Raw genomic sequence first — 21,357 nt, 5'->3', positions numbered from 1 at the left:
GTTGTTGTTTTAAGTTGTTGCATAGTCTGCTATTGTGGCTTTATTATTATTTAAATGAATAGTAAAAAGCCTTCTCCATATTAAATAGAGAAGGCTTTTAAAATTTAATCTCGATGTTCTAAGTAAACAGGTGGTGTTAAATTTCTTCAGCAATTTTATAGCGATCGCCTTGATTACCATTTCTCAAAATTAACTCGCCTAAAAAACCAGCTATAAAGAAAAGCGTACCTAAAACCATAGTGGTGAGTGCAATAAAGAACCATGGATTATCAGTAACTAGAATATAAGGAAGGTCTGTAGCCATGCGATACAATTTTGAAACACCTACATATCCTGCTGTTATAAAACCTATCATAAACGTGATAACACCTAGAGTGCCAAAAAGGTGCATAGGTCGTTTACCGTATTTAGATATAAAAGCTATAGTTATAAGGTCTAGAAAACCGTTTATGAATCGCTCATAACCAAACTTAGTAGTACCATATTTACGTGCCTGATGAATGACTTCTTTTTCTGTAATGTCTGTAAAACCAGCGTTTTTAGAAAGCACAGGTATGTAACGGTGCATCTCACCATGTACATCGATATTTTTTACGACCGCACTTTTATATGCTTTAAGACCGCAGTTAAAATCATTAAGTTGTACACCGCTAGTTTTACGCGCTGCCCAATTGAATAATTTGCTAGGTAGATTTTTTGAAATAACACTATCATAGCGTTTCTTTTTCCAGCCGCTTACTAGGTCGTGATTTCCTACGGTAATCATCTTGTAAAGTTCAGGAATCTCGTCTGGAGAATCCTGTAAATCTGCATCCATAGTAATGACTACGTTACCTTGTGTCATCTTAAAACCAGCGTGTAAGGCTTGTGATTTTCCGTAATTGGCCTGGAATTTAATACCTTTTATTGGGTTAGGAGAGTTGTTTTGTTCTCGCTTTCGCGAAAGCGTACTTATTATACTCCAACTGCTATCTGTACTACCGTCATCTATATAAATTACTTCATAAGATAAGTCCGTGGTTTGCATTACACGGTTTATCCAGGATTGTAATTCTGGGATGGAGTCTGCCTCATTGAGTAATGGGATGACTATGGAAAGGTCCATTTTATTCAAACTCGTAAGGTTTTTCTTTTTTAATGATAAGACTAGAAATTAGGCCACCTACGGTAAACATAATAATATTACCTATGTAGCCTATTATAAGACTGGCATAACCAAATGGTGTAGGGCTAAATTTCATTTGCTGGCGTATTTGCTCTTCTGATACCTGACCTGAAATGTCTTCCATACCGAACCAACTTAATATGGTACTACTCATTTCCATGGCTGCTTTTATGCTTAATTCTACCAGTTCTTCTTTTGCACCAGGATCGATGATGTTAAAGATTAATAAACCAGCAATAACATAACCTAAAAGGGCAATGGCAATGGTGAATATGAAATAGAGTAGGGCAGTTCCAAAACTTAGGTAACCTTCTAGCTGCTTTTTTGCTTGTGTTTGTGACACCACACCTAATATGAAAACAATAATAGATATAGGATAAGTGATTAATGGATTTAAGAACAGTCCTAGATCTATTTGCCACATAGCAAAGTAAGCGACGATAATTAAGGTAAAACCTATAAGGTCATACTTAACCGGTATTTCTTTTATTAAATTATTCATTTAAAAGTGTCATGTTGTATGTTTCAAATATAACGATCAAATAATTACTTACCAGTTTGTGGTATTTTACTGATTATTAAACCTGTGATTAAACCTGGTACTGTAAACATGAGTGTTTTAGTAGCAAAACCTAATGCAAATTCTGATAGAGAATAAGTAGGGGCTTTAAATACATCACTTTTTGCAAGGCTGTTTTGTCCTTTTTCGGTAATTCCACGCCATGCGTCTAGTAATATTTGTTTTGCATTTGTGTCTACATGATTAAGTAAAATGTAATATGTAACAGACTCGGTTATAAAAATCATGAGAATACAAATGAAGTAGGCTAGAACGACTTGTTTAAAAGAAACATTACCTTTTAAAGCGAGTCTACCCCATACTTGTGCGAGGACACCTATAAGAATAGGGTAAAGGTATATGGAAGTGTTTAACAAAGGATTTAAATAATCCTGTGCTTGCCACATGTATATGTAAATTGCTAGAGTGATTAATGCGCCTACGGTTCCTAAAATAAAGGAATTTCTTTTGATCGTTTTGTCCACTAAAAAGATTTTTAATTGAGTTTGCAAATATAAAGCTAGGAACTATGGTTTTATGAGTTACATTTGCTTTAAATTAATTTAGGATTAAAAGGTTGTTATTTAAATAAAAACAGTTAAATTTGCAGCCGCAAAAGAATAAGAATTTAAGTCATGCAAAAAGGAATACACCCAGAGAATTATAGATTAGTAGCATTTAAGGACATGTCTAACGAAGACGTATTCATAACTAAGTCTACTGCTAACACTAGTGAAACAATTGAGTTTGAAGGAACTGAATATCCATTAATCAAATTGGAAATTTCTCGTACTTCTCACCCATTCTATACTGGGGAGAGCAAACTTATTGATACTGCAGGACGTATCGACAAGTTCAAAAACAAATACGCAAAATTCAAGAAGTAATCTTCTCGATTTTTATTTATACAAAACGCCTCGCAATTTGCGAGGCGTTTTTAGTTTATATAATTTTTACATAAGGATCTTTCTAATAACCTAATAGTTCTAACCGCTGGTTAAGTCGTTCTAGAGCAGATGCTCTATGTGGATGATACATTCTAGGGTTGTCCAGCATTAAAATTAATGTGGCAGCCTCTCTTTTATTTAAGTCTTCTAACTTCTTATCAAAATAGTGTAACGATGCGCTGTAAAAGCCTGTATTGTTATTTAAAAAGTCAAAATTACTTGCGTAAAATACGAGGAGCTGATCATCTGAAAACTGCTGTTCTAATTGATGCGCTAGAACTAGTTTAGGAAATCCATATCTATTTTGCCCACTAGAATAATGAACTATTATTAGTTGTGATGTCTCTTCACTCATATATTTACCACTACGATTTTCAAATAATGACTCATTAATGTAACTGATTACATGTTTTGTTTTATACATTTCATTAAATGTGTCGAGAATATTATCTGGTAAGGGTTTTGTTTTATGAATATCTGATTCTATGTGATGTAAAGGTGTGCTTAGAGATTTTTTCAGGTGGTATTCTACATATTTATAACCGCAAAAAAAAAACAGAAGACTAATAAGTATGGAGCTTACTAGAATAACTTTTGCAGTGAAATTAATAACCTTTTTAATCAATAACGATACTTTTAGAATATTAAAATTAAAATAATAGTTAGTGCAGCAGGAACGGTTTGTACAAATATAATTTTCTTACTGACTGTAAGGGCTCCGTAAATACCTGCTATAGCGATACAAGCTAGAAAGAACAAACTCACGTTATCTTTCCATATTTCATTTTCTATGAAGAATGTCCATATTAAACCAGCTGCTAGAAAACCATTGTACAGTCCTTGATTAGCTGCCATCGCAGTAGTCTGTCCGAATAATTCTTTAGGAAAATCACTAAATACTTTACGACCTTTAGTTTCCCAAGCAAACATCTCAAAATACATGATGTAAAGGTGTAAAAAAGCTATAAAACCTATTAAAATAGAAATAAATGTATTCATGATTTATGGTATATTAAGATAAGTAAAGGTAGTGGAAACTTTAATTTATCTATTCATGATCATTAAGGTTAAGGTGACAACTGTTTTTTAGATCTTAATATCTATTTGTAGGTTACTATGATATCGGTTGCTTTTTGTAAATCGGTTGCATGTATTTCAGTTTTACCAGCAAGGGGAAACTGTTGTTGTCCAGGTCTGGCTATAAAAGCAGCTCTCCAACCGGCCCACATGGCGCCTGCAACATCCCAACCATGTGCTGCGACTAGCATACATTCTTCTGGTGAGACGTTCATTTTATTTGCTGCCCAATTATAAGCCTGTTTAAATGGCTTGAATTTACCTGCATCTTCTATACTAAGCATTTCATCAAAGTACGAAGTGAGACCAGCATGTTCAAACTGTTTTTTTACTCCTTCGTTTGAGGAATTAGTGTATGAAACTAATTTGTACCCATTTTCCTTTAATTGAGACAGTGCTCCTTTAACTTCAGGATGTGCAGATAAACTTCTTAATGACTTTACTACTACATCTCTAGCATCTTCTTGAGATAACTCTATATCGTTATTTGCGGCAACCATTTGTAACGTTGCTGCACCTATGGAACTAAAATGCTCATATTGATCACCTGCTGATGCAACTAATGAATATTGTAACATAGTGGTAAACCATAATGATAGCAGATCTTCTCTGCCATTTAAAGTTTTACCTATTTCAACTTTTAAAGGGCTTATATCTAATAAAGTTTCATTTACATCAAAGAATAATACTTTGGGTCTTGTCAAAGGTTGCATAAATCTTGTTTTTTTTAAATAAGAAAGAGGTTTAAATTTAATTAAACCTCTTAAATAATACTGTTAGACTTTTGTCAAATTATAATTGAAAATCGCTTAAAGTAAGACCGTTATTAAATTTAATATCAGTCCAGTTTACTTGTACCCATGGAGCGTCTGTCACGATAGCATCCCATGAAGACTTTTTATATTTTCTAGTGGTAGGTAATAATACTCCATTTATATTTTCATATTCAACTTGCATTAAAGCTGGAGTCTCTATGACATTGTAATCTGCGACAGTAAATAGAAACTGATCTACTAGACCGGTTTCTTTGTTGATATAAACCTGATAAATATCAGTAGCTTTCTTTTCGGCTAGGTTAAAAGAAATCTTAACTACATCATATCCTTTACCGTTTATGGTTTTTGATTCTACATATTCATATACAAGGTTGTCATCTAGTAATTTAGGCATCATGGCAAACCAATAGAAATTAGTAGGTCTGTTAAATTTTACTTTGTCCAGATACTTTTGCTCAATTATTTGCTCTTCATTATTTTTTAACCAGTAATCATTACCGTCAAATCCTTGCTCAATAATACCGTCTAGATCAGGAAGAGTTCTTTCATGTTTATGGTAATATCCATAAGAAAGTTCTCCATCAAAAATATATTTCTCGTTGGTGACATCAAGTTTTCCGTCTGCTGTGCGGTAAGTTAAAGTGTAAGAGACATCTTTTTTATCCAGTAACTTTTGATAATCACCTACTTTTTGAACCATTTGATACACCAGTTCATGGCCTTTATTCTGGAATTCTTGAGTTGGTTCAGGCTCTATTTCTTGAGCTGTTGTTGCATGTTTATTATCATTACAAGCTAGTAGTAAAAAGCATAATGATAAAGTAAGTAAGTTAAGTTTCATAGTGGTAATAGTTTTTATGGAGTTATGAATGAGTTGATATAGTATTATAATAGATCTAATCCATTTTAAATGAATTAGATCTATTTTTAATTTATAAATGATTAGATGTTTGAAGATACATGGTGTGTTAATCTTCTTTCATTAATTCATTAAGAACTTGTTTAAAAGTATCTACAGGTTGTGCTCCAGTAACGGCACTTTTTCTGTCAAAAACTATAGTAGGAACAGATGTTACTCCTAGATTTTGCCAGTAGCTTTGAGCGGTTCTAACCTCGTTACGAGCTTCGTCACTTTCTAGTCTTGCCAGTCCTTCTTCAGCATTTAGACCTACATCTGATAGAGCTTCTTTAAGTACATCTCTTTTTGATACATCTTTACGTTCACTAAAAAATGCTGTTGTAAATCGCATTTTTAGTTCAGTTTGTTTATCAAATTCTTTTGCATATTCTAGAAGAATATGAGCGTCAAAGGTGTTTACCATTCTCATACCATCAAAATAATCAAAAGTAAATCCTAGTTCTTCTCCAGCGTCAGACATATGCTGTCGTGAATCTTTTTGTTGTTGTAGAGTAGAACCGTACTTTTCAGCAATATGCTCTGTTAAATCTTGACCAGTAACAGGCATGTTAGGATTTAATTCAAAAGGTTGCCATTCTATAGTAACTTGATCTTGAATTCCTAGCTCATTTATAGCTTTTTCTAATCGTTTATAACCTATGGTACACCATGGGCATACTACGTCAGAAACAATGTCAATTTTTAATTTTTCTTTCATCTTTAAAAAGTTACCAGTTCGCTTATCTGTAGATCGGCTTGTACATTACTGTAATTCTCTACATCTGCTGCAAAAACTGCCGCGTGTGGACCAAATGCCGCTTGAAACGAAGCTACATCATCAAATTTTAAATGAGCAATCGCTACATACGGTGCTAACTCTCCAGGGTTTTTACTTGCTATTCCTAGATCTAGTTCTAGACCTTTTAATGCGTCACCTAATTTGTTAGCAACCATAGGTAAGTGGTTATTTTTATAATACTCTGTATCAAACTTAACATCTTTGCTGTTCGGATACATTACAGATACCTTGATCATTATTTTATTTTTTGAGATTATTAATATTAAGAGAAGTCTGCTAAGACTACATTTTCAGAAAACCCTTCATAAGCGCTCTCTACTTGTTTTGCCATTTCGTCTGGAAATAAGTGAAAATCGCCAGCTTCTAACGCTTTCATGATACCTTCAGAAACATCAGTTGTTGATGATGCATTTTCAAAACCAGCTGTTTCTGCCATGTCCGTATCTATAGGTCCAGGATGTACACTTAATATGCTCACACCTTTAGGACCTAATTCTGTTCTTAAACCTTGTGTTAAAGAATAAGAAGCCGCTTTTGAAGCAGAATAGGTAGAGAGTTGAGAAAAATTCTTCATAGAAGCGATAGAATTTAATTGTACTAATGCGCCTTTTTTATCTTCTAGTGTTTGAGCAAAAGCATTTGCAACACGTAGTAAACCAAATGCATTTACCTGCAGTTGATTTTCAAAATCTTTTTCTACATCTTCACCTAGAGTACCTTGTGGGTTTCCTATACCTGCGTTATTCACTACTATTTCTACATCACTAGTTTGTTGAGCAAGTGCATTAATAGATTCTGTACTAGATACATCTGCTTGTACGGTAACTACTTGGTCGCCATAAGCATCTTCTAGTTCCTTAGTAGAATTAATATCTCGTACAGCTAGATAAACTTTTTTTGCACCGTGTTTTAAAAACGACTCCACTATTGCTTTACCTATTCCTCGATTTGCACCAGTTACTAAAGCTACTTTATTCTCGATGGAAATACTCATAATTTTGTTTTTTTTAAGTTTACTAAATCTATTAAATAGCAAACCTTCCTAAATTGCTCAAGGAAGGTCTACCGTTTAAAAATGTATTTAAGGGGATTTACATTTTATTTTTTCCAAGCAAATTTTTCAAATGCAGCATCTACAGGTGTGTTTGCGATGTGATTTGTATAATTGCTAATTACTTTTTGCGATAATCCTAAGATAATATCCAGTACTTGTTGCTCTCCATAACCTGCAGCATAAAATGTGTCTAGATCTTCTTGAGAAACGTTACCACGATTGCGTACTAGAGATAATGTAAATGTACGTAGTGCCTCTAGTTTAGAATCTGCTAGTGGTGTTTCATTACGTAATGCTTCTGTGATAGCGTCATCTACTTTCATCATTTTTGCGATTCCTGTATGTGCTGGTACACAGTAATGACATCCATGCTCTACATTTATCGTTTGCCATACCACCGTTAACTCATCTGTGTTGAAAGATGAATTCATGAATAATTCATGAAGTTGCTGATACGCCTTAAGTAATTGTGGAGACGCGGCAAGAACACCGTGTAAACCTGGTATCATTCCAAACGATTTCTGTGATCCTTCTAATAATGGTTTACTCTCCTCTGGAGCACTCTCGATGTTGTGAACTTTTAAAGTTGTCATAATTTTAATTTTTATGTTGTTTATGTTAATTATAACTAAACAATCATTTAGTTATAGTGTAAAAAAATAGTTATAAATTATAGAAAGTCATTTCTATGTAATCTTCAATTTCTTGTTTGCTATTTACTCTAGAAGCGGCAGCTAGGCCATGCTTTGCGAGCAATAGATAGTTAGCTTGTTTAAGCACCAGTTCTTCACTTTTAGAAGTATCTGTTTTTAACTTTTCAATGATTAAAGATTTGAGATGTTCCATAAAAGAACCCATTTGTTCTTTAATTAATTCATCTTCGCTTTCAGAAAATTCATTGTACGTATTAGTTACAAGACAGCCTTTTTGATGCTGTCCTTTATAATTAATATCAACCGAATCATAGAAAAACTGCTTCACATCTTCTATACCATTATCAGCATTTTTAAACTTCTCTAGAATCTCGTTTACCTTTGTTTTGTAACAATTTAAACTCTCCAAGAACAATCCATGCTTACTTCCAAAACTAGAATATATAGAAAATTTATTGATGCCCATTTCTTTTTCAAGCATCTGCATAGAAGTGGTTTCATAGCCATTGCGCCAAAATAGGTTCATCGCCTTTTCAACTACTTCACTCTCGTTATATTCTTTTTTTCTAGCCATTAGTTCTAACTACGGTACAAAACTAACCTATCGTTTAGTTATTATAAAGTGTTTAACAATATTTTAGTGATCTCGCTTTCGCGAAAGCGGAATAAAAATAGTTATAAGTATAATAATGAGTTTGTTATCGATGATTTAATTTATTTGAGTCTACATTTATTTATATGGAAACAAGGATCATAAAAAATAAAATCCATTCATAAACTAAATTTACTTAGCTCTACACTAGGTGAGTTTTTTAAATTCATAACGTATAGCTCCTTAAAAATAAAAACCTACAGCTTCTAGTTATAGAGACTGTAGGTCTTAAAATTTTATAAATCATCAATATTATAGATCCTGAATTAACTGTGCAGGAAGTAATTTTTCTAAAATAACTTTTTGATTCTTTTCTAATACTAAGAATTTCCATCCGGTTTTACCATTATCAGATATTCCATAAACATCTTTTTGAGATTGAATTTCAAAAAATCCAGTGGTATCATTATAAACTACGTTTTCTGCTCCAAAGCTTTGTTGAAAAGCAGTTTTGGTCATGCTTATACGTAGTTTTTTATCTTCTTCAGTTTCATGTTCTTCACCATTAATTTTCATGTCCATCTGGCTAGAATAGGTGAGAAGGGAATAATACTTGTTTTCTATTTTTTGAGCATCGTCTATTTTTAAAATAGTAGGGTTCTTTATATCTATCTCCATATCTGGATTATTGAAAGTTTGCTTCATTACTTCCAGCATTTTTGCTTTAGGGATAATGTCAAAAAACTCTGTAGGCATATAATCTAGAGATTTTTCTAGCTCCATATTCACGATAGAATTCAGGTAATTTGTAAAATCTGCCTGAATCTGGTTTTTAGTTTCTTGAGCTAGCGCAATACTACTTACTGTTATAAAAAGTAAGGTTATCAATTGTTTCTGGATGTTCATTTATTCTAGTTTTTTGTTTTATTAATTCATCGCAGGATCAGACCTACGCACTCCTTCATTAGTATGTACATTTCCCACCTCGGTAATTACTGCACCATCTGGTCCAGCCATTTGCCAATGTGCCGATTCTACTTCAGCTAATTTTGCAAAATCACCTTCAAAGGCTTCTATAATATGATGAGTAGTCGTTTTTCCATCCCAATGTGAATTAGGTACTATCACTTGTGGGAATTGATCGCTGTTATCTTCTCCTACACCTACTATATAGCTTTTTCCATGTCTTATTAACCAGCCTTCCATTTTTGCTGGATTACCCTTTGCAGCATAATGCATGTGTTCTCCTAACATCTGTCCAGGTAATAAAAAGATGTCCATTAACATGTATTGATCAGTTTCATTATTCACAAACATGACAGACGCTAGTCCTAGTTCTAGATAGTTACCTTTATTATAATCTGTTAACCATATCTTTTCTCTCAATCCATCAAATATAGGGTAATCATGATATTCTAGCATTTCTATTAGTGCATCCTTTGCTTTTTCTTCTAGAAAATTTCCATCGGCATCATAAAATTGTTTATTGGTAAATTTTAATTCGTTCTTTTCTTCTTGAACAGATGCTGTGGTCACTTCTTTTTGAGCCGTTGTAACCGTAGTTTCATCAGGTTTATTCTTACAACTAGTAAATAGTATCGTGGTACATACTGCGGTTAATAAAATGAGCTTTTTCATAGTCGTTTTGGGTTAAAATTGATGGTTAAGGATAGTTTTAATTCACTTTTTGAATCTTTCAAAGGTCATAATTACCACATTTTTATAGTTCCATTAGTCTCTTTGTAGTTACTTTAACAGTGGATTTATTCATAACGGACACATCAAAAGCCCATAGTTTCATAAAATGAAACTATGGGCTAGAGTAAACAACTTAGTTTTGGATAGGGAAAAGAAAGGCTGTCTACTTATAATATTATCTGGGCTGAGATACTATTATAACTAGTCCTTATTGGGTAATCGATTGCTTTAGTAAATGTTATTACTGCTTGCTCTTCTTTATGAAAAGTGAGAATCGCATTTGAACAGTAAAGATATTTTTCATCAAAATTGATGCATAAATCCTATATGCTCATAAAGCAATTTATTCGATTCAGGTTTAGACTGTGAAAATGTTTAAAGGTTTAATCAATAGATTAACATTTTTATATAAAAATCTCTAGTATTCTTATTATAAGATTACTAGAGATTAAAATAAATATATTAAAAGTATATATTTATCTAATTCTTAAGTTGTAATTCTTCTCTTTTAGATTCATCAGATAGTTTTTTTTGTTCCCAGTAGGGCTCATTGATACTTTTCTTTAATGTAGCTTCAGTAACCAGTCCATCACCATCATCTTCTGTCCATGACATGATCTTATAAGGGAATTCTTTTTGTACATCTATCGTTATTTTTCTATCATAATTTACATATTCGATAGTATATTTAGATAGACCAGCAGTTTCAGTTTTACTTATTTTAGCTTTTGCAGGTTGCAATTTCTTGTATGCAAAACGACTGTAAATGGTAGAGAAGATTAAATCAATATCTCCAGTAGGTAACTGTCCTTTATTTAATCTTAAACGTGTCATTAATTCTTCTTCTAACATCGCAGCAGGAATATTTTTCTCTGTATCACCGTCTGCTTCAAAATAAGAAAATTGCTTAAATTTATAAGAGTCCTCTTCTAGATTTAATTGAGTAAAAGTATGCCCACACCATTCTTGTATACTCGTGTTTAATTTTAAAGTATGTGGATATTTTGCTGTGTTTACTGGTGTGAAACTAGAACTAACAATAGAATAATCATAAACACCGGTAGTAAATTTTCTAACATGGTTAAGCTTCATAACAGACACATTATCATCACCAGCCTCTTGTGGGTGATCTAACTTTACCTGCTTATTTAAAGAAAAAGGTTCTGTTACAAAAACTAGAACTACCTCGCCCTCGCGTATATCTCCATAACGTGATTGCTTCAGGTCATAACTATTCAACTCTGCAGTGCCAGAATACCAGTAATCGTTAAATTCTTTATCAGTAACGACATCATTCTTACCAGTTGTTGCAGTAACCTTCGTTTCTGTTTTGGTTTCTATCGCAGTTTCCTTATCGGTTTTACAGGCTAGGAATAAATAGATACTTAAGATGCTTATCGCTTTAATTGTAGGACTCATAATTTCATTTTTGTACATTATATAAACACTTTATATCAAAAAAGGTTGTATACTATATACAGTATATTGTTGATTTATAGTGCTTAAAGCGAAAAATAGAAACAAACTATCACAGAAATAATACAAGCATCATATTTTGGCAGTTTTATAACGTTTCAACTTGAAAATGATAAGTTTCACAACTGGTAAGTTAAAACTACATATAAATCTCATTAGACCTTCTGTATTCTGACGGGCGCTTACCCATAACTTTACTGAAGGTGTTACTAAAAGTAGGCAAGCTGCTATAACCTACCATATTTGCTATTTGTGATATATTATAATCAGAGTTTACTAGATATTCTAGAGATTTGAATATTCTCAACTGCGTGTAGTACTTAATAAACGACATGCCTAGATCTTTCTTAAAAAGACGATAGAGAGACTTATCTGTCATGCTAAATTTTGATGCCAGGCTAGGTAACAAATGTTCTTCGTCTATCTTATCAGATAGGTAAGTGGTAATACCTATTAATTTAGTGTCAGTAGGGTGTGGTAGTTCTAGATGTAATGAATTAGAAACACTTTGTTCTAGCAAGGTTTTAAACGCATTTACTATAGGGTATTTATTTTTTTGAGATTTTCTTATATCGCCATTCCAGTTTTTAGTATAAAGCAACAGTTCCATTAAAAGGTTATTAATGTGATAGATGCCTTCTTTTTTATAAAACTCATTAGCACTTTTCTTAATAGGAAAGTATAAATTTCTCATAATCACCTTAGGAGAACTAGGGTAGATAGAATGTCGCACACCTGCAGGTATCCACATATAATGTCTAGCAGGTAAATAATACATTCTGGTATCTGTTTTTACATGTACCACACCACCTTCTGTATATAAAAATTGTCCTTTTTTATGACTATGGTGTTCTATTAAAATAGAGTCCATAGGATTGTGATAACAAAATATACTTTTAGAAACTTTATCTACCTCGGTTAAATAATACTTGTTATCCATAAAATGACTTTTTTACTTGAATGCACTAAATTAATAAAACATTGTCTTTAATCAATAAAAAGACATTGAATATCTTACATAAATTGCGATTGTATTTTATTAAAAACTCATTTTGCAGTCTTATTTTATATAAATACAGAATTATTTAACCCTAAAATTATAAAATCATCATATTATGGAAAGAATAAAATATGCCCCTTATTTAGATAAAATTCAGACACCAGAAAAGGCCGCTTTTTTAATTAATGATAAAGATATTTTAGGAGTAAGTGGTTTTACAAAAGCCGGTGACAGTAAGTCTGTTTTACCTATGGTGGCAAAAAGAGCACTTACCGAAGATATTAAAGTAACCGTTTTAAGCGGTGCATCATTAGGTTATGACACCGATGCAGACCTTGCAAAAAACGGCGCACTATATAAAAGAATGCCTTTTCAGGCAGACCCAACACTTAGAAAAAGCATTAATAATCACGAGGTACTGTATGTAGATCAACATCTAGGACAGACGGCAGACATGCTACAGAAAATAGACTCCTTTAAAATCGATGTTGCTATTATAGAAGCTGTCGCCATTACAGAAGATGGTTACATTATACCTACCACATCTGTAGGTAACTCTCCAGCATTTACAGATAATGCAGATAAAATAATTATAGAAGTAAACACATCCTTTCCAGAAAGTTTAATCGGTATTCACGATGTGAAAACCTTAAAAAAACAACCTAATAGAGAGGTCATACCAGTAGTAAATTCAGACACTAGAATAGGAGATCCATTCATTAAAATAGATACCGATAAAGTAGTAGCTATAGTTTATACACAAGTACCAGATAGTCCAGCAGTAATCTCTGCACCAGATGATAAGACTAAGGCTATATCAAAACATATACTAGATTTTCTAGATAAAGAAGTAGAAGAGGGCAGGTTAACAGAATCTCTATTGCCATTACAAGCCGGAATAGGTAAAACAGCTAACGCTATTTTATCTGGTTTTACAAACAGCAGGTTCAAGAACCTAACCATGTATTCAGAAGTATTGCAAGACAGCACCTTTGAGCTTTTTGATTCAGGAAAACTTTTGTTTGCATCTGCCTCTTCCATAACTGTGACCGAAGAATGTTCTAATAAAATCTTTGCAAATTTTGAAGATTATAAAGAAAAACTACTACTTAGACCTCAAAATATAAGCAACGCTGCAGAGGTTATAAGCCGTCTAGGAATTATAGGAATCAACACCGCCATAGAATTTGACATCTATGGAAATGTAAATTCTACCCATATTCTAGGTACTAATATGATGAATGGAATAGGCGGTTCTGGTGATTTTGCTAGAAATGGTTACCTCAGTATTTTTGCCTGTCCTTCCATATCAAAAGAAGGTAAAATATCTCACATAGTACCTATGGTATCGCACACAGACCATACAGAACACGATGTAGATATACTCGTTACAGAACAAGGCCTGGCAGACATAAGAGGTCTCGCGCCTATAGAAAGAGCGCTTTTAATCATTAAAAACTGTGTACATCCAGATTATAGAACACAGCTTCTTAGTTATTTTGAAGAAGCCTATGCACTGGGCGGCCACACACCGCACATACTGTCCAAAGCATTGAGCTGGCATACCCAACTTAAAATGGAAGGAACCATGAAAATAGAAACAGCCGTTAAGAACGAGAAGAATATCGTTATGGCATATGAGTTATAAGTGATTCCTTTATAAATTCTACAGAAACCCCATAAAAACTACCGTCTGGTTTTTATGGGGTTTTATTAGTTTCATGAATGTAGATAGGGTGGTAAAGGGAATGATTTAAGTTCCGCTTTCGCGAAAGCGAGACAAGAATAATCTTAATATTTATATGATAAATGAACTAAGTAGGTAGGGCAAAGCCTGTAATTGAGAATTAATACGATAGTTTTAATAGAATTCTATCTATCCCATGCAATCAGTGTCTTAACAGAATTAGCTCTGCTTTTTTAGTTTTAATAAATACGTTCTAATTTCTTTTCTCAACGAAACTTCAGGTTTGGGTAACGGAATAGTCTGGCCGAATTGTTTACTCCTATTAAATTTAGAAAACATAATTTTATGCTTTTTCCACACGTCAGGATATAACTTTAAGAACATATTAAAGAAGCTCTGTTCGGTTATTTCTCCTTCTATTTTAGAATGTACTTCTTTAAATTTTTCTTCTTGTTCTATGATCATTGGGTCGTTATGAGAATATTGTCATTTTAAGGAATTTTATACACGCGTCTCGAGTATAGCAGTAGGAGCAGTGCAATATACTAGTTTCTAGCAGTGTTTTATTCTAATTAAAGCATGGATAGAAATAAAAGCCTAAATTAAATAGCCTCGCTAATTTCAATCCAGTACCCATCTGGGTCTTGAAAGTAAACCTGTCTTATTCCATCCTTGCGTATGTAATCTTTGTTAGGTGTGTTTAACCAGTCTGAGTATTCCACGTCCAATTCTTTTAAGGTATTTATAAAGGAGTCTAGGTCAGTTGTGGTTAAAGCAAAATGTACGGCTTTATTAATTTTTATTTGAAAATCAGGTCGTGGAATCAAATGCAATTGTCTGCCTTCATTAAGGGACAACCATCTCGTTTTTGAGTCAGAGGCAGTATTCTTAATTTCTTCTAATTGAAGTACTTTTTGATAAAACGCAACAGATGTATCCACATCTGTTACAGAAAGAGCTATGTGATTAAAGAAAAAAGTGGGCATGATATATTTTTATGATTAGTTTAAAAGACAACTAAGAACTATAGATGCTGTGTTTTTATTTTTGATGGTCTCTTTTCTATTTGTTTAAAATAGAGTCATTTGCTCCATTATCATTAATTTTTGTTTTCTACCAACTAAGGTTTCCATAGTAACAAATTTTTGTTATTTGATTAAAATATAGAAATTCCTTTTTACCTGGTTTCTCTAAAATATAAGTTGGAAACTCATTATTTTTATAATCTATTGGAGGAGCAAACCAAGATGGTGATTCTTCAGGTATCCATATGTATTTCCCAGTTGTATCAATAGTCATATTTAACCGTTGTACAACTTTTTTATCAATTCATAGTTTGTTTTAAAAGACGCAACGTAATATGGGTCAATCCCAGTTTCATCCATAAAATAGTTTAAATCAGATATACTTTCTTCATTTTCGAGCCTTAATTGCGTTTTGAGTCTTAGGTTTGCTTCTTCTGAATTCTTTTCAAAATCTTTAGGTTTTCCGAAATGCAGATTGCAACTACTTGTGAGAACTAATACTATTATGATAAGAATTATTTTTGTCATTTTTTAAATGTAGCTACAACAACCAAAAGCACTATTTTTACTAGCAAGAGATTTCATTGGTATGCTGTTATTTTGTTTAGGTTGTAGATGTGAAAGTACAAAACAAATTTAGAATTTATAGGCCTTACCGGTAGCATGAACGGTAGAGCAGGAGTAAGTTACTATATAATAATGGATAGAAGTGTAGTTGTTAGAAATGAAGTGAAATTCACTTGTTTTTTACCACAGTTCTTTGTTACCTGCAGGCTTTTTTTCAGTATTCAGATTGAATAGTTCCATTAATCATCCAATGTTCGTATACTTCTTTGTTTCTTCCTTTTAACAATACTCTGCTCAAATCATTACATTTTTTACTCCAATAAAGACCTTCGTAAATTCCAACAACTAATAAATTGTCTATTTCTTCATCGTTCTTGTTTCCCAAATGATTGAAGAAAGTAAACGAGTCTGTAATCAGTTTATTCGGTTTTTCTAATTCCGTAATCTGCTCCGAAATTCTTAAGCTTAAATCTCCATAGACGGAATAATGTAAGTCGTCAGAAAGATGGTCACTTATTCTATCAAAATCAGGTACATTTTTATATAATTCCGCAACTAATGGATGCATATAGGCCTCCAATTTATTTAATTCCGTATTTATTTTAACTTCAGTTCCAAAGCATGTATTATCTTCAAAAATCAAACTCGAAGTATCCGATTTTCCAAATTCAATTCCATCTACAAGGCAATTTATGAATTCAGTTTTTATTAAATCACAATTATTGAAATTTGTCGATTTAAGATTACAATCGGAAAATCTTGCGTTTCTAAAATTTGAATTTGAAAAATCTACTCCAAAATAACAGTTTTCAAACATTGCATCTTGAAAATTGCATTCGAGATAGGTTTCTCCATTGTCAAAATCCACGTTTCGGTAGAATCTTTGTCCTTTTTGATAATGTTCTAATATTTTGTTTTTTGTTTTCAATCTCGGTTTTTTTCAGCTGGCAGGTAACGGGCAAAGGTATAAGGCGTGTGAGGCGTTTTACTTTGAATCCCAATGTTAGAGATGTTAATTTAGGATTTTAAAGATAGACTAATTATGAATTATACAGCCTCACAGGTAGCGTTTAAAACGCCTGATACGCTTTATGCTTTGTTCACGCCAGTTATTTGTGGCAGCATGACAAAAGCAAGTATGCACCGGATTTAAGACAAGGCGTTTTACACCTTTGCCCGTTCAGGCCGATTAGTAATTTTGGAGTCTTAAAACAGGCTTTTGCTATAGCAAAATCAGGATTAATATACGATGACGGATATAGAAGTGTACTGGTTAGAAATTAAGTGAAATTCGCTTGTTTTTTACCACAGTTCTTTGTTGTTTACAGTTTTTATTTTTTCAGTTTGAATTGATTCATTTTTATTTCAAAAACTAATTTATTATTCCATTCAATTTGATTTCCATTTCCGTCATAAAATTTCGCAAACAGTTTGTTTCTGTCTATAATTTCCAAAATCGAACCTTTCACTCCAGATTTTAATACTTCATTCAGATTGTCAGTCAGTTCAATTTTTTTGTAGAGATACTTTTTCTCCAATACTTTAATTGGGTCAATTACTTTTTTAGTTCCAGAAAATAAATCTCCAATCTTATTAAACACTTTTCCAATGAATTTCCAAACTTTGATTAAAATTTCATTGAATATAACTTCAACAAATATTTCGCCAATAACTTCGAATATAATCATTTTTTAGATTTGGTTTCTCAAATTGCACATAACGGGCAAAGCATAAAGCGTGTGAGGCGTTTTGCTTTGTATCCCAATGTTAGAGATGTTAATTTAGGATTTTAAAGATAGACTAATTATGAATTATACAGCCTCACAGGTAGCGTTTAAAACGCCTGATACGCTTTATGCTTTGTTCACGCCAGTTATTTGTGGCAGCATGACAAAAGCAAGTATGCACCGGATTTAAGACAAGGCGTTTTACACCTTTGCCCGTTCAGGCCGATTTGTAATTTTGGAGTCTTAAAACAGGCTTTTGCCATGGTAAAATCAGGATTAATATATGATGACGGATATAGAAGTGTACTGGTTAGAAATTAAGTGAAATTCGCTTGTTTTTTACCACAGTTCTTTGTTGTAAGTAGTTTTTATTTCCACCACTCGTCTATTTCTAATGGTTTATAGTTTGCCCAACCTTTGTCAAAATATTTTTCGCTTGGTGAAAATTCTCCAGCACCAATGTCAAAATCTCGATTGGCATTTGGTACTCTAAAGTCTGCCCAATTACATACTTTTTCCTTTCCAGTCGAATAGCTTTTCCAAATTCCGATAAACGCATTATTTGTATATCCATCTGCTATGGATTCGATATTGTCGTATTCAATTTTTTTGTCGGAAGTCAAATACCATTTTGTATATAATTGACCTTTGAAAATTCCACTATGCTTTTGTTCTTTATTTTCTGCAAATTCATAACTCGCAATTAGAACTCCTTGAGATTTAATTCCTTTTTCGAAATATTCATCGTCAACTCCATAGTGTAATTCTTTAACTTCTTTTATTTCAGTCAGAGTTATTTTTCCGTTAAAATCACAGATTGTTCCTTTAACACAAGACTTTCCAAATACAAAATATTCATTCGGATTTGTTTGGTCTTTTTTTATTGAAATCAGTTTAATTTTTATTCGCTGATGTTCTTTTCCAATAATTCCTAAAATATTGTAATTTTCCGTTTGAGTCCAAATTTCGGAAAAGTCAAAACCATTGTAATTGTCTAAAACATTTTCAGGTTTTAGTCCACTTTCAAACATAAAATCAGTCAAGAATTTTTCATTCGATTGAGCAATCGCAACGTTGGTAAATAGTAATAATGTCCAAATTAATAGCTTCATTTTCTTGAATTATTCAGTATATTTCTAACTGCCTTTTACATGTCTTCCTTTATTTTTAATAAAATATTGTATCCATATTTTATTGCCGTCAAATCGTAAATTAAAGACTTCGAATTTTCATATTTCGACATTATTATGATTGAATCTTGTTTTATATAGACACTGTCTATTACTTCACTATTCGCTCTCAAGATTAATTCTGTTTTGTTCCATCTTTTATTCGTCAAGTCAATATGTGTGTAGCTATTAGAAAATTCACTCACAGTATAATGCTCAATTTTAATTTCTTCATTTTCAACAGTCTTTAAATTCAACTTTTTAGTTGAGATTGTATTAGTACAAGAAATAAAAATGAATATGCAAATAGATAATGAAATATTCCAATTCTTCATATACTTAATTGTTTTAGTAACCAATTCTTCAATCTATATAGTGTTTTCAAATGTGCTACAACGTTTAGTATATGGCAAGTAGGGCAGTAGAAAGCGATAAACTTTCAAGTTTGCACCGAGCCAAATCGTTGTATTTTGTTTTTAATTTATTCATTCTTAAAAGCCAAATCAACGATTTGGCGGAGTTGGTAAATAGGACTGAACTTATGTAAAACACTGAACGCCCAATTTGCTATATACAGCTTAAGTTTGAAATCACTAAATTAAAGACTTAATAAATAGAAAGAACAAAAGAGAGGAATAAGGTTATTATATACGTAGAGACTTCAGATCTCGTCAACATTGAAAATCCCCTCTCTTTTCTACACAGATTTCGTACAGTTCTATGAGGCTTTTAAGACCTCGATTTTAAGTTGTTGAAACTCGCGTAGGTTGTCCTTTCCAAAAACATATTATAATGAATAAAGATATTAAATATTTCGGAATAGACATCAGTCATTTGTATTTGATGTTACCGATTCTGATGGTAAATACTATCAGTTTAAGAATAACGTATCAGGCTTTAAAAAGTTGGTAAAGTTGTTAGATGATAACAGTCATTGTGTGATGGAAGCTACCGGATATTATCATTACCAACTGGCTTATTATCTATTAGAATCAGGTAAGAAAGTGTCGGTAGAGAATCCTTTATCTGTAAAGCGATTTATACAGATGAAACTGTCTAAAATAAAGACAGACAAAAGTGATTCTAAATTGATTTGTGCTTATGCAAAACAGGTAGAATTAAAGCTGTGGCAAGGTAATTCAAAACATCAAATAGAATGCCTTCAAATGACTAGACTACTGTCCATGCTGACTAAACAAAGCACTATGTATAAAAATAAACTACATGGAGAGGCCGTTTTAGGAAACCCAAGTAAAGTAGTTGTAAGTTTAATAAAACGCAGTTTAAAACAAGTACAGAAGGAAATAAAATTAATAGAGGTTAAGTTACTAGCCTTAGTAAAACAGGTACATCATGATGTCTTAACTCGTTTAAAAAGCATTCCAAGGATAGGAGACAAGACTGCTTTAATGTTAGTTGTTTTAACCGATGGATTTGAGCGTTTTAAAAGTGGAAGTGAGCTATGCAGTTATGCTGGATTAACACCTATTATAAGGCAAAGCGGAACGAGTATAAATGGAAGAGCACGAATAAGTAAAATAGGTAACCAGAAGTTAAGAAACCTACTGTTTATGTGCAGTTTTAATGCTTGTAAATACAACAAAGCATGCAAGGCAATTTACGATCGAATAGTAGCCAAAGGAAAGAGTGAAAAACTAGCTTTAATAGCTGTCTGTAATAAGCTCTTAAAACAGGCTTTTGCCATAGCAAAATCAGGATTAATATACGATGACGGATATAGAAGTGTACTTGTTAGAAATTAAGTGAAATTCGCTTGTTTTTTACCACAGTTCTTTGTTGTAGGTAGTTATTTTTTATTCCATTCAGGCGAAACACAGGAAATCAGATTGTTTTTATCGTCAGTAGTTCCAATATATCCATAACCCTTTTTGTAGTAAAACATATATGTTATGTTAGTGAACTCTCCTTTAATAACTAAAAGGTCTTTATAATCACAATATGGCGTTTTCAACTTCCCTTTAAAAGACTCTATAGTATATTTGCTCTTTTTGTCAGCAGTTTGCCAAGATTTTCCTTTTTCAAATTTAGAGTCAAATCTAATGGTTTCAGAATCACAACATTTTTCATACTGATAAATCACTCCGTTTTCTTCTCTTAAAAGAAGACTTTCTGTGTTACCAGCTTTCCAATTTTGAGCATATTCAATGTACTCTTTATTCTTAATTTTTTTTGTTCCGACGATTTCTTCAAAATAATAAGAATCAAGCCATAGTATTTTCTTTTTTTCTACAGTCAAGGGAAAATAGTCTTCATTTTTAAATTCAGAGCAGAAACTTTGACCTTCGGTTTGTGAGAATAATGGAAGACAAATTATTAATGTTAAAAAAGTAAATGTTAGTTTCATTCGTGATTTTTGTTTTAATTACCTACAACGTGTTTGTATAAGATTAGTTGCGTGTTTAAGCACTAAAGTTAGCAAATAAATCACAGATAGAAAGTCCGCGAGGATTTTCGTAAGTGGGCGAGA

25 protein-coding genes and 1 pseudogene are annotated in these 21,357 nt (G+C 32.4%); 3 read left to right on the top strand and 23 right to left on the bottom strand.

All coding sequences use genetic code 11. The features are described 5' to 3' along the window. Positions 1-136: 136 nt before the first annotated feature. From LY01_RS07075 to LY01_RS07065, 3 genes are read right to left on the bottom strand one after another with little or no spacing between them, the layout of a single operon-like run. Entirely contained in the window at positions 137-1,105 is a 969-nt protein-coding gene (locus tag LY01_RS07075) for a glycosyltransferase family 2 protein (protein WP_104515124.1), read from the bottom strand. A gap of 1 nt (position 1,106) precedes the next feature. Further along, positions 1,107-1,667, bottom strand: a complete 561-nt coding sequence (locus LY01_RS07070) for a DUF4199 domain-containing protein (protein WP_104515123.1) — start codon at positions 1,665-1,667, stop codon at positions 1,107-1,109. A 44-nt stretch (positions 1,668-1,711) separates the two neighbouring features. Beyond that, positions 1,712-2,209 (bottom strand): DUF4199 family protein, encoded by a 498-nt coding sequence (locus LY01_RS07065; protein WP_170034547.1) that lies wholly within the window; start codon positions 2,207-2,209, stop codon positions 1,712-1,714. 150 nt (positions 2,210-2,359) lie between these two features. On the opposite strand from LY01_RS07065, the gene LY01_RS07060 reads away from it, so the two are divergent. Continuing rightward, positions 2,360-2,611: a type B 50S ribosomal protein L31 gene (locus tag LY01_RS07060; protein ID WP_104515121.1), complete on the top strand. Its 252-nt coding sequence runs from the start codon at positions 2,360-2,362 to the stop codon at positions 2,609-2,611. A gap of 82 nt (positions 2,612-2,693) precedes the next feature. Here the strand turns inward: LY01_RS07060 and LY01_RS07055 are convergent, their stop codons facing one another. The 13 genes from LY01_RS07055 to LY01_RS06995 form a co-directional block, all read right to left on the bottom strand. Next, entirely contained in the window at positions 2,694-3,296 is a 603-nt protein-coding gene (locus LY01_RS07055) for a transglycosylase domain-containing protein (RefSeq protein WP_104515120.1), read from the bottom strand. Positions 3,297-3,307: 11 nt separating this feature from the next. Beyond that, entirely contained in the window at positions 3,308-3,670 is a 363-nt protein-coding gene (locus LY01_RS07050) for a DUF1304 domain-containing protein (protein WP_104515119.1), read from the bottom strand. A 101-nt stretch (positions 3,671-3,771) separates the two neighbouring features. Further along, a complete protein-coding gene (locus LY01_RS07045; RefSeq protein WP_104515118.1) occupies positions 3,772-4,461 on the bottom strand; it encodes a haloacid dehalogenase type II in 690 nt (229 codons plus the stop codon). Positions 4,462-4,540: 79 nt separating this feature from the next. Further along, on the bottom strand, positions 4,541-5,365 hold the full coding sequence (locus LY01_RS07040; RefSeq protein ID WP_104515117.1) for a hypothetical protein: 825 nt from the start codon (positions 5,363-5,365) through the stop codon (positions 4,541-4,543). A gap of 127 nt (positions 5,366-5,492) precedes the next feature. Further along, the gene (locus tag LY01_RS07035; protein WP_104515116.1) at positions 5,493-6,140 is read right to left on the bottom strand and encodes a DsbA family oxidoreductase; all 648 of its coding nucleotides are present in this window, start codon (positions 6,138-6,140) and stop codon (positions 5,493-5,495) included. A gap of 2 nt (positions 6,141-6,142) precedes the next feature. Then, positions 6,143-6,457 (bottom strand): EthD family reductase, encoded by a 315-nt coding sequence (locus tag LY01_RS07030; protein WP_104515115.1) that lies wholly within the window; start codon positions 6,455-6,457, stop codon positions 6,143-6,145. A gap of 26 nt (positions 6,458-6,483) precedes the next feature. Beyond that, on the bottom strand, positions 6,484-7,215 hold the full coding sequence (locus LY01_RS07025) for an SDR family oxidoreductase (RefSeq protein WP_104515114.1): 732 nt from the start codon (positions 7,213-7,215) through the stop codon (positions 6,484-6,486). Between the two features lie 104 nt (positions 7,216-7,319). Then, a complete protein-coding gene (locus LY01_RS07020; RefSeq protein ID WP_104515113.1) occupies positions 7,320-7,868 on the bottom strand; it encodes a carboxymuconolactone decarboxylase family protein in 549 nt (182 codons plus the stop codon). Positions 7,869-7,938: 70 nt separating this feature from the next. Continuing rightward, a complete protein-coding gene (locus LY01_RS07015) occupies positions 7,939-8,502 on the bottom strand; it encodes a TetR/AcrR family transcriptional regulator (protein ID WP_104515112.1) in 564 nt (187 codons plus the stop codon). A 330-nt stretch (positions 8,503-8,832) separates the two neighbouring features. Continuing rightward, the gene (locus LY01_RS07010) at positions 8,833-9,426 is read right to left on the bottom strand and encodes a hypothetical protein (RefSeq protein ID WP_104515111.1); all 594 of its coding nucleotides are present in this window, start codon (positions 9,424-9,426) and stop codon (positions 8,833-8,835) included. A 21-nt stretch (positions 9,427-9,447) separates the two neighbouring features. Continuing rightward, positions 9,448-10,158, bottom strand: coding sequence for a cupin domain-containing protein (locus LY01_RS07005; protein ID WP_104515110.1), 711 nt, complete (start codon positions 10,156-10,158; stop codon positions 9,448-9,450). A gap of 540 nt (positions 10,159-10,698) precedes the next feature. Then, complete coding sequence (locus tag LY01_RS07000) at positions 10,699-11,637, bottom strand: hypothetical protein (protein WP_146080381.1); 939 nt, start codon at positions 11,635-11,637, stop codon at positions 10,699-10,701. 196 nt (positions 11,638-11,833) lie between these two features. After that, positions 11,834-12,634, bottom strand: coding sequence for an AraC family transcriptional regulator (locus LY01_RS06995; RefSeq protein ID WP_104515108.1), 801 nt, complete (start codon positions 12,632-12,634; stop codon positions 11,834-11,836). Positions 12,635-12,809: 175 nt separating this feature from the next. Between LY01_RS06995 and LY01_RS06990 the strand changes: the two genes are divergently transcribed. Next, a complete protein-coding gene (locus LY01_RS06990) occupies positions 12,810-14,342 on the top strand; it encodes a succinate CoA transferase (RefSeq protein WP_104515107.1) in 1,533 nt (510 codons plus the stop codon). A gap of 258 nt (positions 14,343-14,600) precedes the next feature. Here LY01_RS06990 and LY01_RS06985 read toward each other — a convergent pair whose 3' ends face one another. From LY01_RS06985 to LY01_RS06955, 6 genes are all read right to left on the bottom strand, one after another. Next, positions 14,601-14,846: a hypothetical protein gene (locus LY01_RS06985; protein WP_104515106.1), complete on the bottom strand. Its 246-nt coding sequence runs from the start codon at positions 14,844-14,846 to the stop codon at positions 14,601-14,603. 137 nt (positions 14,847-14,983) lie between these two features. Then, entirely contained in the window at positions 14,984-15,367 is a 384-nt protein-coding gene (locus LY01_RS06980) for a VOC family protein (RefSeq protein ID WP_104515105.1), read from the bottom strand. A gap of 315 nt (positions 15,368-15,682) precedes the next feature. Beyond that, positions 15,683-15,934 carry a hypothetical protein gene (locus LY01_RS06970; protein ID WP_104515103.1) on the bottom strand — a complete coding sequence of 84 codons (252 nt, stop codon included), beginning with the start codon at positions 15,932-15,934 and terminating at the stop codon, positions 15,683-15,685. A 253-nt stretch (positions 15,935-16,187) separates the two neighbouring features. Further along, entirely contained in the window at positions 16,188-16,901 is a 714-nt protein-coding gene (locus LY01_RS06965) for a pentapeptide repeat-containing protein (protein WP_104515102.1), read from the bottom strand. Positions 16,902-17,304: 403 nt separating this feature from the next. After that, positions 17,305-17,661: a hypothetical protein gene (locus tag LY01_RS06960; protein WP_104515101.1), complete on the bottom strand. Its 357-nt coding sequence runs from the start codon at positions 17,659-17,661 to the stop codon at positions 17,305-17,307. A gap of 407 nt (positions 17,662-18,068) precedes the next feature. Next, positions 18,069-18,812, bottom strand: a complete 744-nt coding sequence (locus tag LY01_RS06955) for a hypothetical protein (protein WP_104515100.1) — start codon at positions 18,810-18,812, stop codon at positions 18,069-18,071. 849 nt (positions 18,813-19,661) lie between these two features. Between LY01_RS06955 and LY01_RS06945 the strand changes: the two are divergent. Continuing rightward, positions 19,662-20,632, top strand: a pseudogene (locus LY01_RS06945) (IS110 family transposase). A 44-nt stretch (positions 20,633-20,676) separates the two neighbouring features. On the opposite strand, the gene LY01_RS06940 reads toward LY01_RS06945, so the two are convergent. After that, positions 20,677-21,234 carry a hypothetical protein gene (locus tag LY01_RS06940; protein WP_104515098.1) on the bottom strand — a complete coding sequence of 186 codons (558 nt, stop codon included), beginning with the start codon at positions 21,232-21,234 and terminating at the stop codon, positions 20,677-20,679. Positions 21,235-21,357 lie beyond the last annotated feature (123 nt).

Source organism: Nonlabens xylanidelens, assembly GCF_002934445.1.
GTDB classification, from domain to species: domain Bacteria; phylum Bacteroidota; class Bacteroidia; order Flavobacteriales; family Flavobacteriaceae; genus Nonlabens; species Nonlabens xylanidelens.
Note: the sequence above shows the minus strand (reverse complement) of the source record. Positions and strands in the feature narration are given on the sequence as shown.

Bases quoted from the DNA above. Each gene is read 5' to 3' on its own strand.
- LY01_RS07075 (WP_104515124.1), bottom strand. From the start codon at position 1,105: ATGGACCTTTCCATAGTCATCCCATTACTCAATGAGGCAGACTCCATC.
- LY01_RS07070 (WP_104515123.1), bottom strand. From the start codon at position 1,667: ATGAATAATTTAATAAAAGAAATACCGGTTAAGTATGACCTTATAGGT.
- LY01_RS07060 (WP_104515121.1), top strand. From the start codon at position 2,360: ATGCAAAAAGGAATACACCCAGAGAATTATAGATTAGTAGCATTTAAG.
- LY01_RS07050 (WP_104515119.1), bottom strand. From the start codon at position 3,670: ATGAATACATTTATTTCTATTTTAATAGGTTTTATAGCTTTTTTACAC.
- LY01_RS07045 (WP_104515118.1), bottom strand. From the start codon at position 4,461: ATGCAACCTTTGACAAGACCCAAAGTATTATTCTTTGATGTAAATGAA.
- LY01_RS07040 (WP_104515117.1), bottom strand. From the start codon at position 5,365: ATGAAACTTAACTTACTTACTTTATCATTATGCTTTTTACTACTAGCT.
- LY01_RS07035 (WP_104515116.1), bottom strand. From the start codon at position 6,140: ATGAAAGAAAAATTAAAAATTGACATTGTTTCTGACGTAGTATGCCCA.
- LY01_RS07030 (WP_104515115.1), bottom strand. From the start codon at position 6,457: ATGATCAAGGTATCTGTAATGTATCCGAACAGCAAAGATGTTAAGTTT.
- LY01_RS07025 (WP_104515114.1), bottom strand. From the start codon at position 7,215: ATGAGTATTTCCATCGAGAATAAAGTAGCTTTAGTAACTGGTGCAAAT.
- LY01_RS07020 (WP_104515113.1), bottom strand. From the start codon at position 7,868: ATGACAACTTTAAAAGTTCACAACATCGAGAGTGCTCCAGAGGAGAGT.
- LY01_RS07015 (WP_104515112.1), bottom strand. From the start codon at position 8,502: ATGGCTAGAAAAAAAGAATATAACGAGAGTGAAGTAGTTGAAAAGGCG.
- LY01_RS07010 (WP_104515111.1), bottom strand. From the start codon at position 9,426: ATGAACATCCAGAAACAATTGATAACCTTACTTTTTATAACAGTAAGT.
- LY01_RS07005 (WP_104515110.1), bottom strand. From the start codon at position 10,158: ATGAAAAAGCTCATTTTATTAACCGCAGTATGTACCACGATACTATTT.
- LY01_RS07000 (WP_146080381.1), bottom strand. From the start codon at position 11,637: ATGAGTCCTACAATTAAAGCGATAAGCATCTTAAGTATCTATTTATTC.
- LY01_RS06995 (WP_104515108.1), bottom strand. From the start codon at position 12,634: ATGGATAACAAGTATTATTTAACCGAGGTAGATAAAGTTTCTAAAAGT.
- LY01_RS06990 (WP_104515107.1), top strand. From the start codon at position 12,810: ATGGAAAGAATAAAATATGCCCCTTATTTAGATAAAATTCAGACACCA.
- LY01_RS06985 (WP_104515106.1), bottom strand. From the start codon at position 14,846: ATGATCATAGAACAAGAAGAAAAATTTAAAGAAGTACATTCTAAAATA.
- LY01_RS06980 (WP_104515105.1), bottom strand. From the start codon at position 15,367: ATGCCCACTTTTTTCTTTAATCACATAGCTCTTTCTGTAACAGATGTG.
- LY01_RS06970 (WP_104515103.1), bottom strand. From the start codon at position 15,934: ATGACAAAAATAATTCTTATCATAATAGTATTAGTTCTCACAAGTAGT.
- LY01_RS06960 (WP_104515101.1), bottom strand. From the start codon at position 17,661: ATGATTATATTCGAAGTTATTGGCGAAATATTTGTTGAAGTTATATTC.
- LY01_RS06955 (WP_104515100.1), bottom strand. From the start codon at position 18,812: ATGAAGCTATTAATTTGGACATTATTACTATTTACCAACGTTGCGATT.
- LY01_RS06940 (WP_104515098.1), bottom strand. From the start codon at position 21,234: ATGAAACTAACATTTACTTTTTTAACATTAATAATTTGTCTTCCATTA.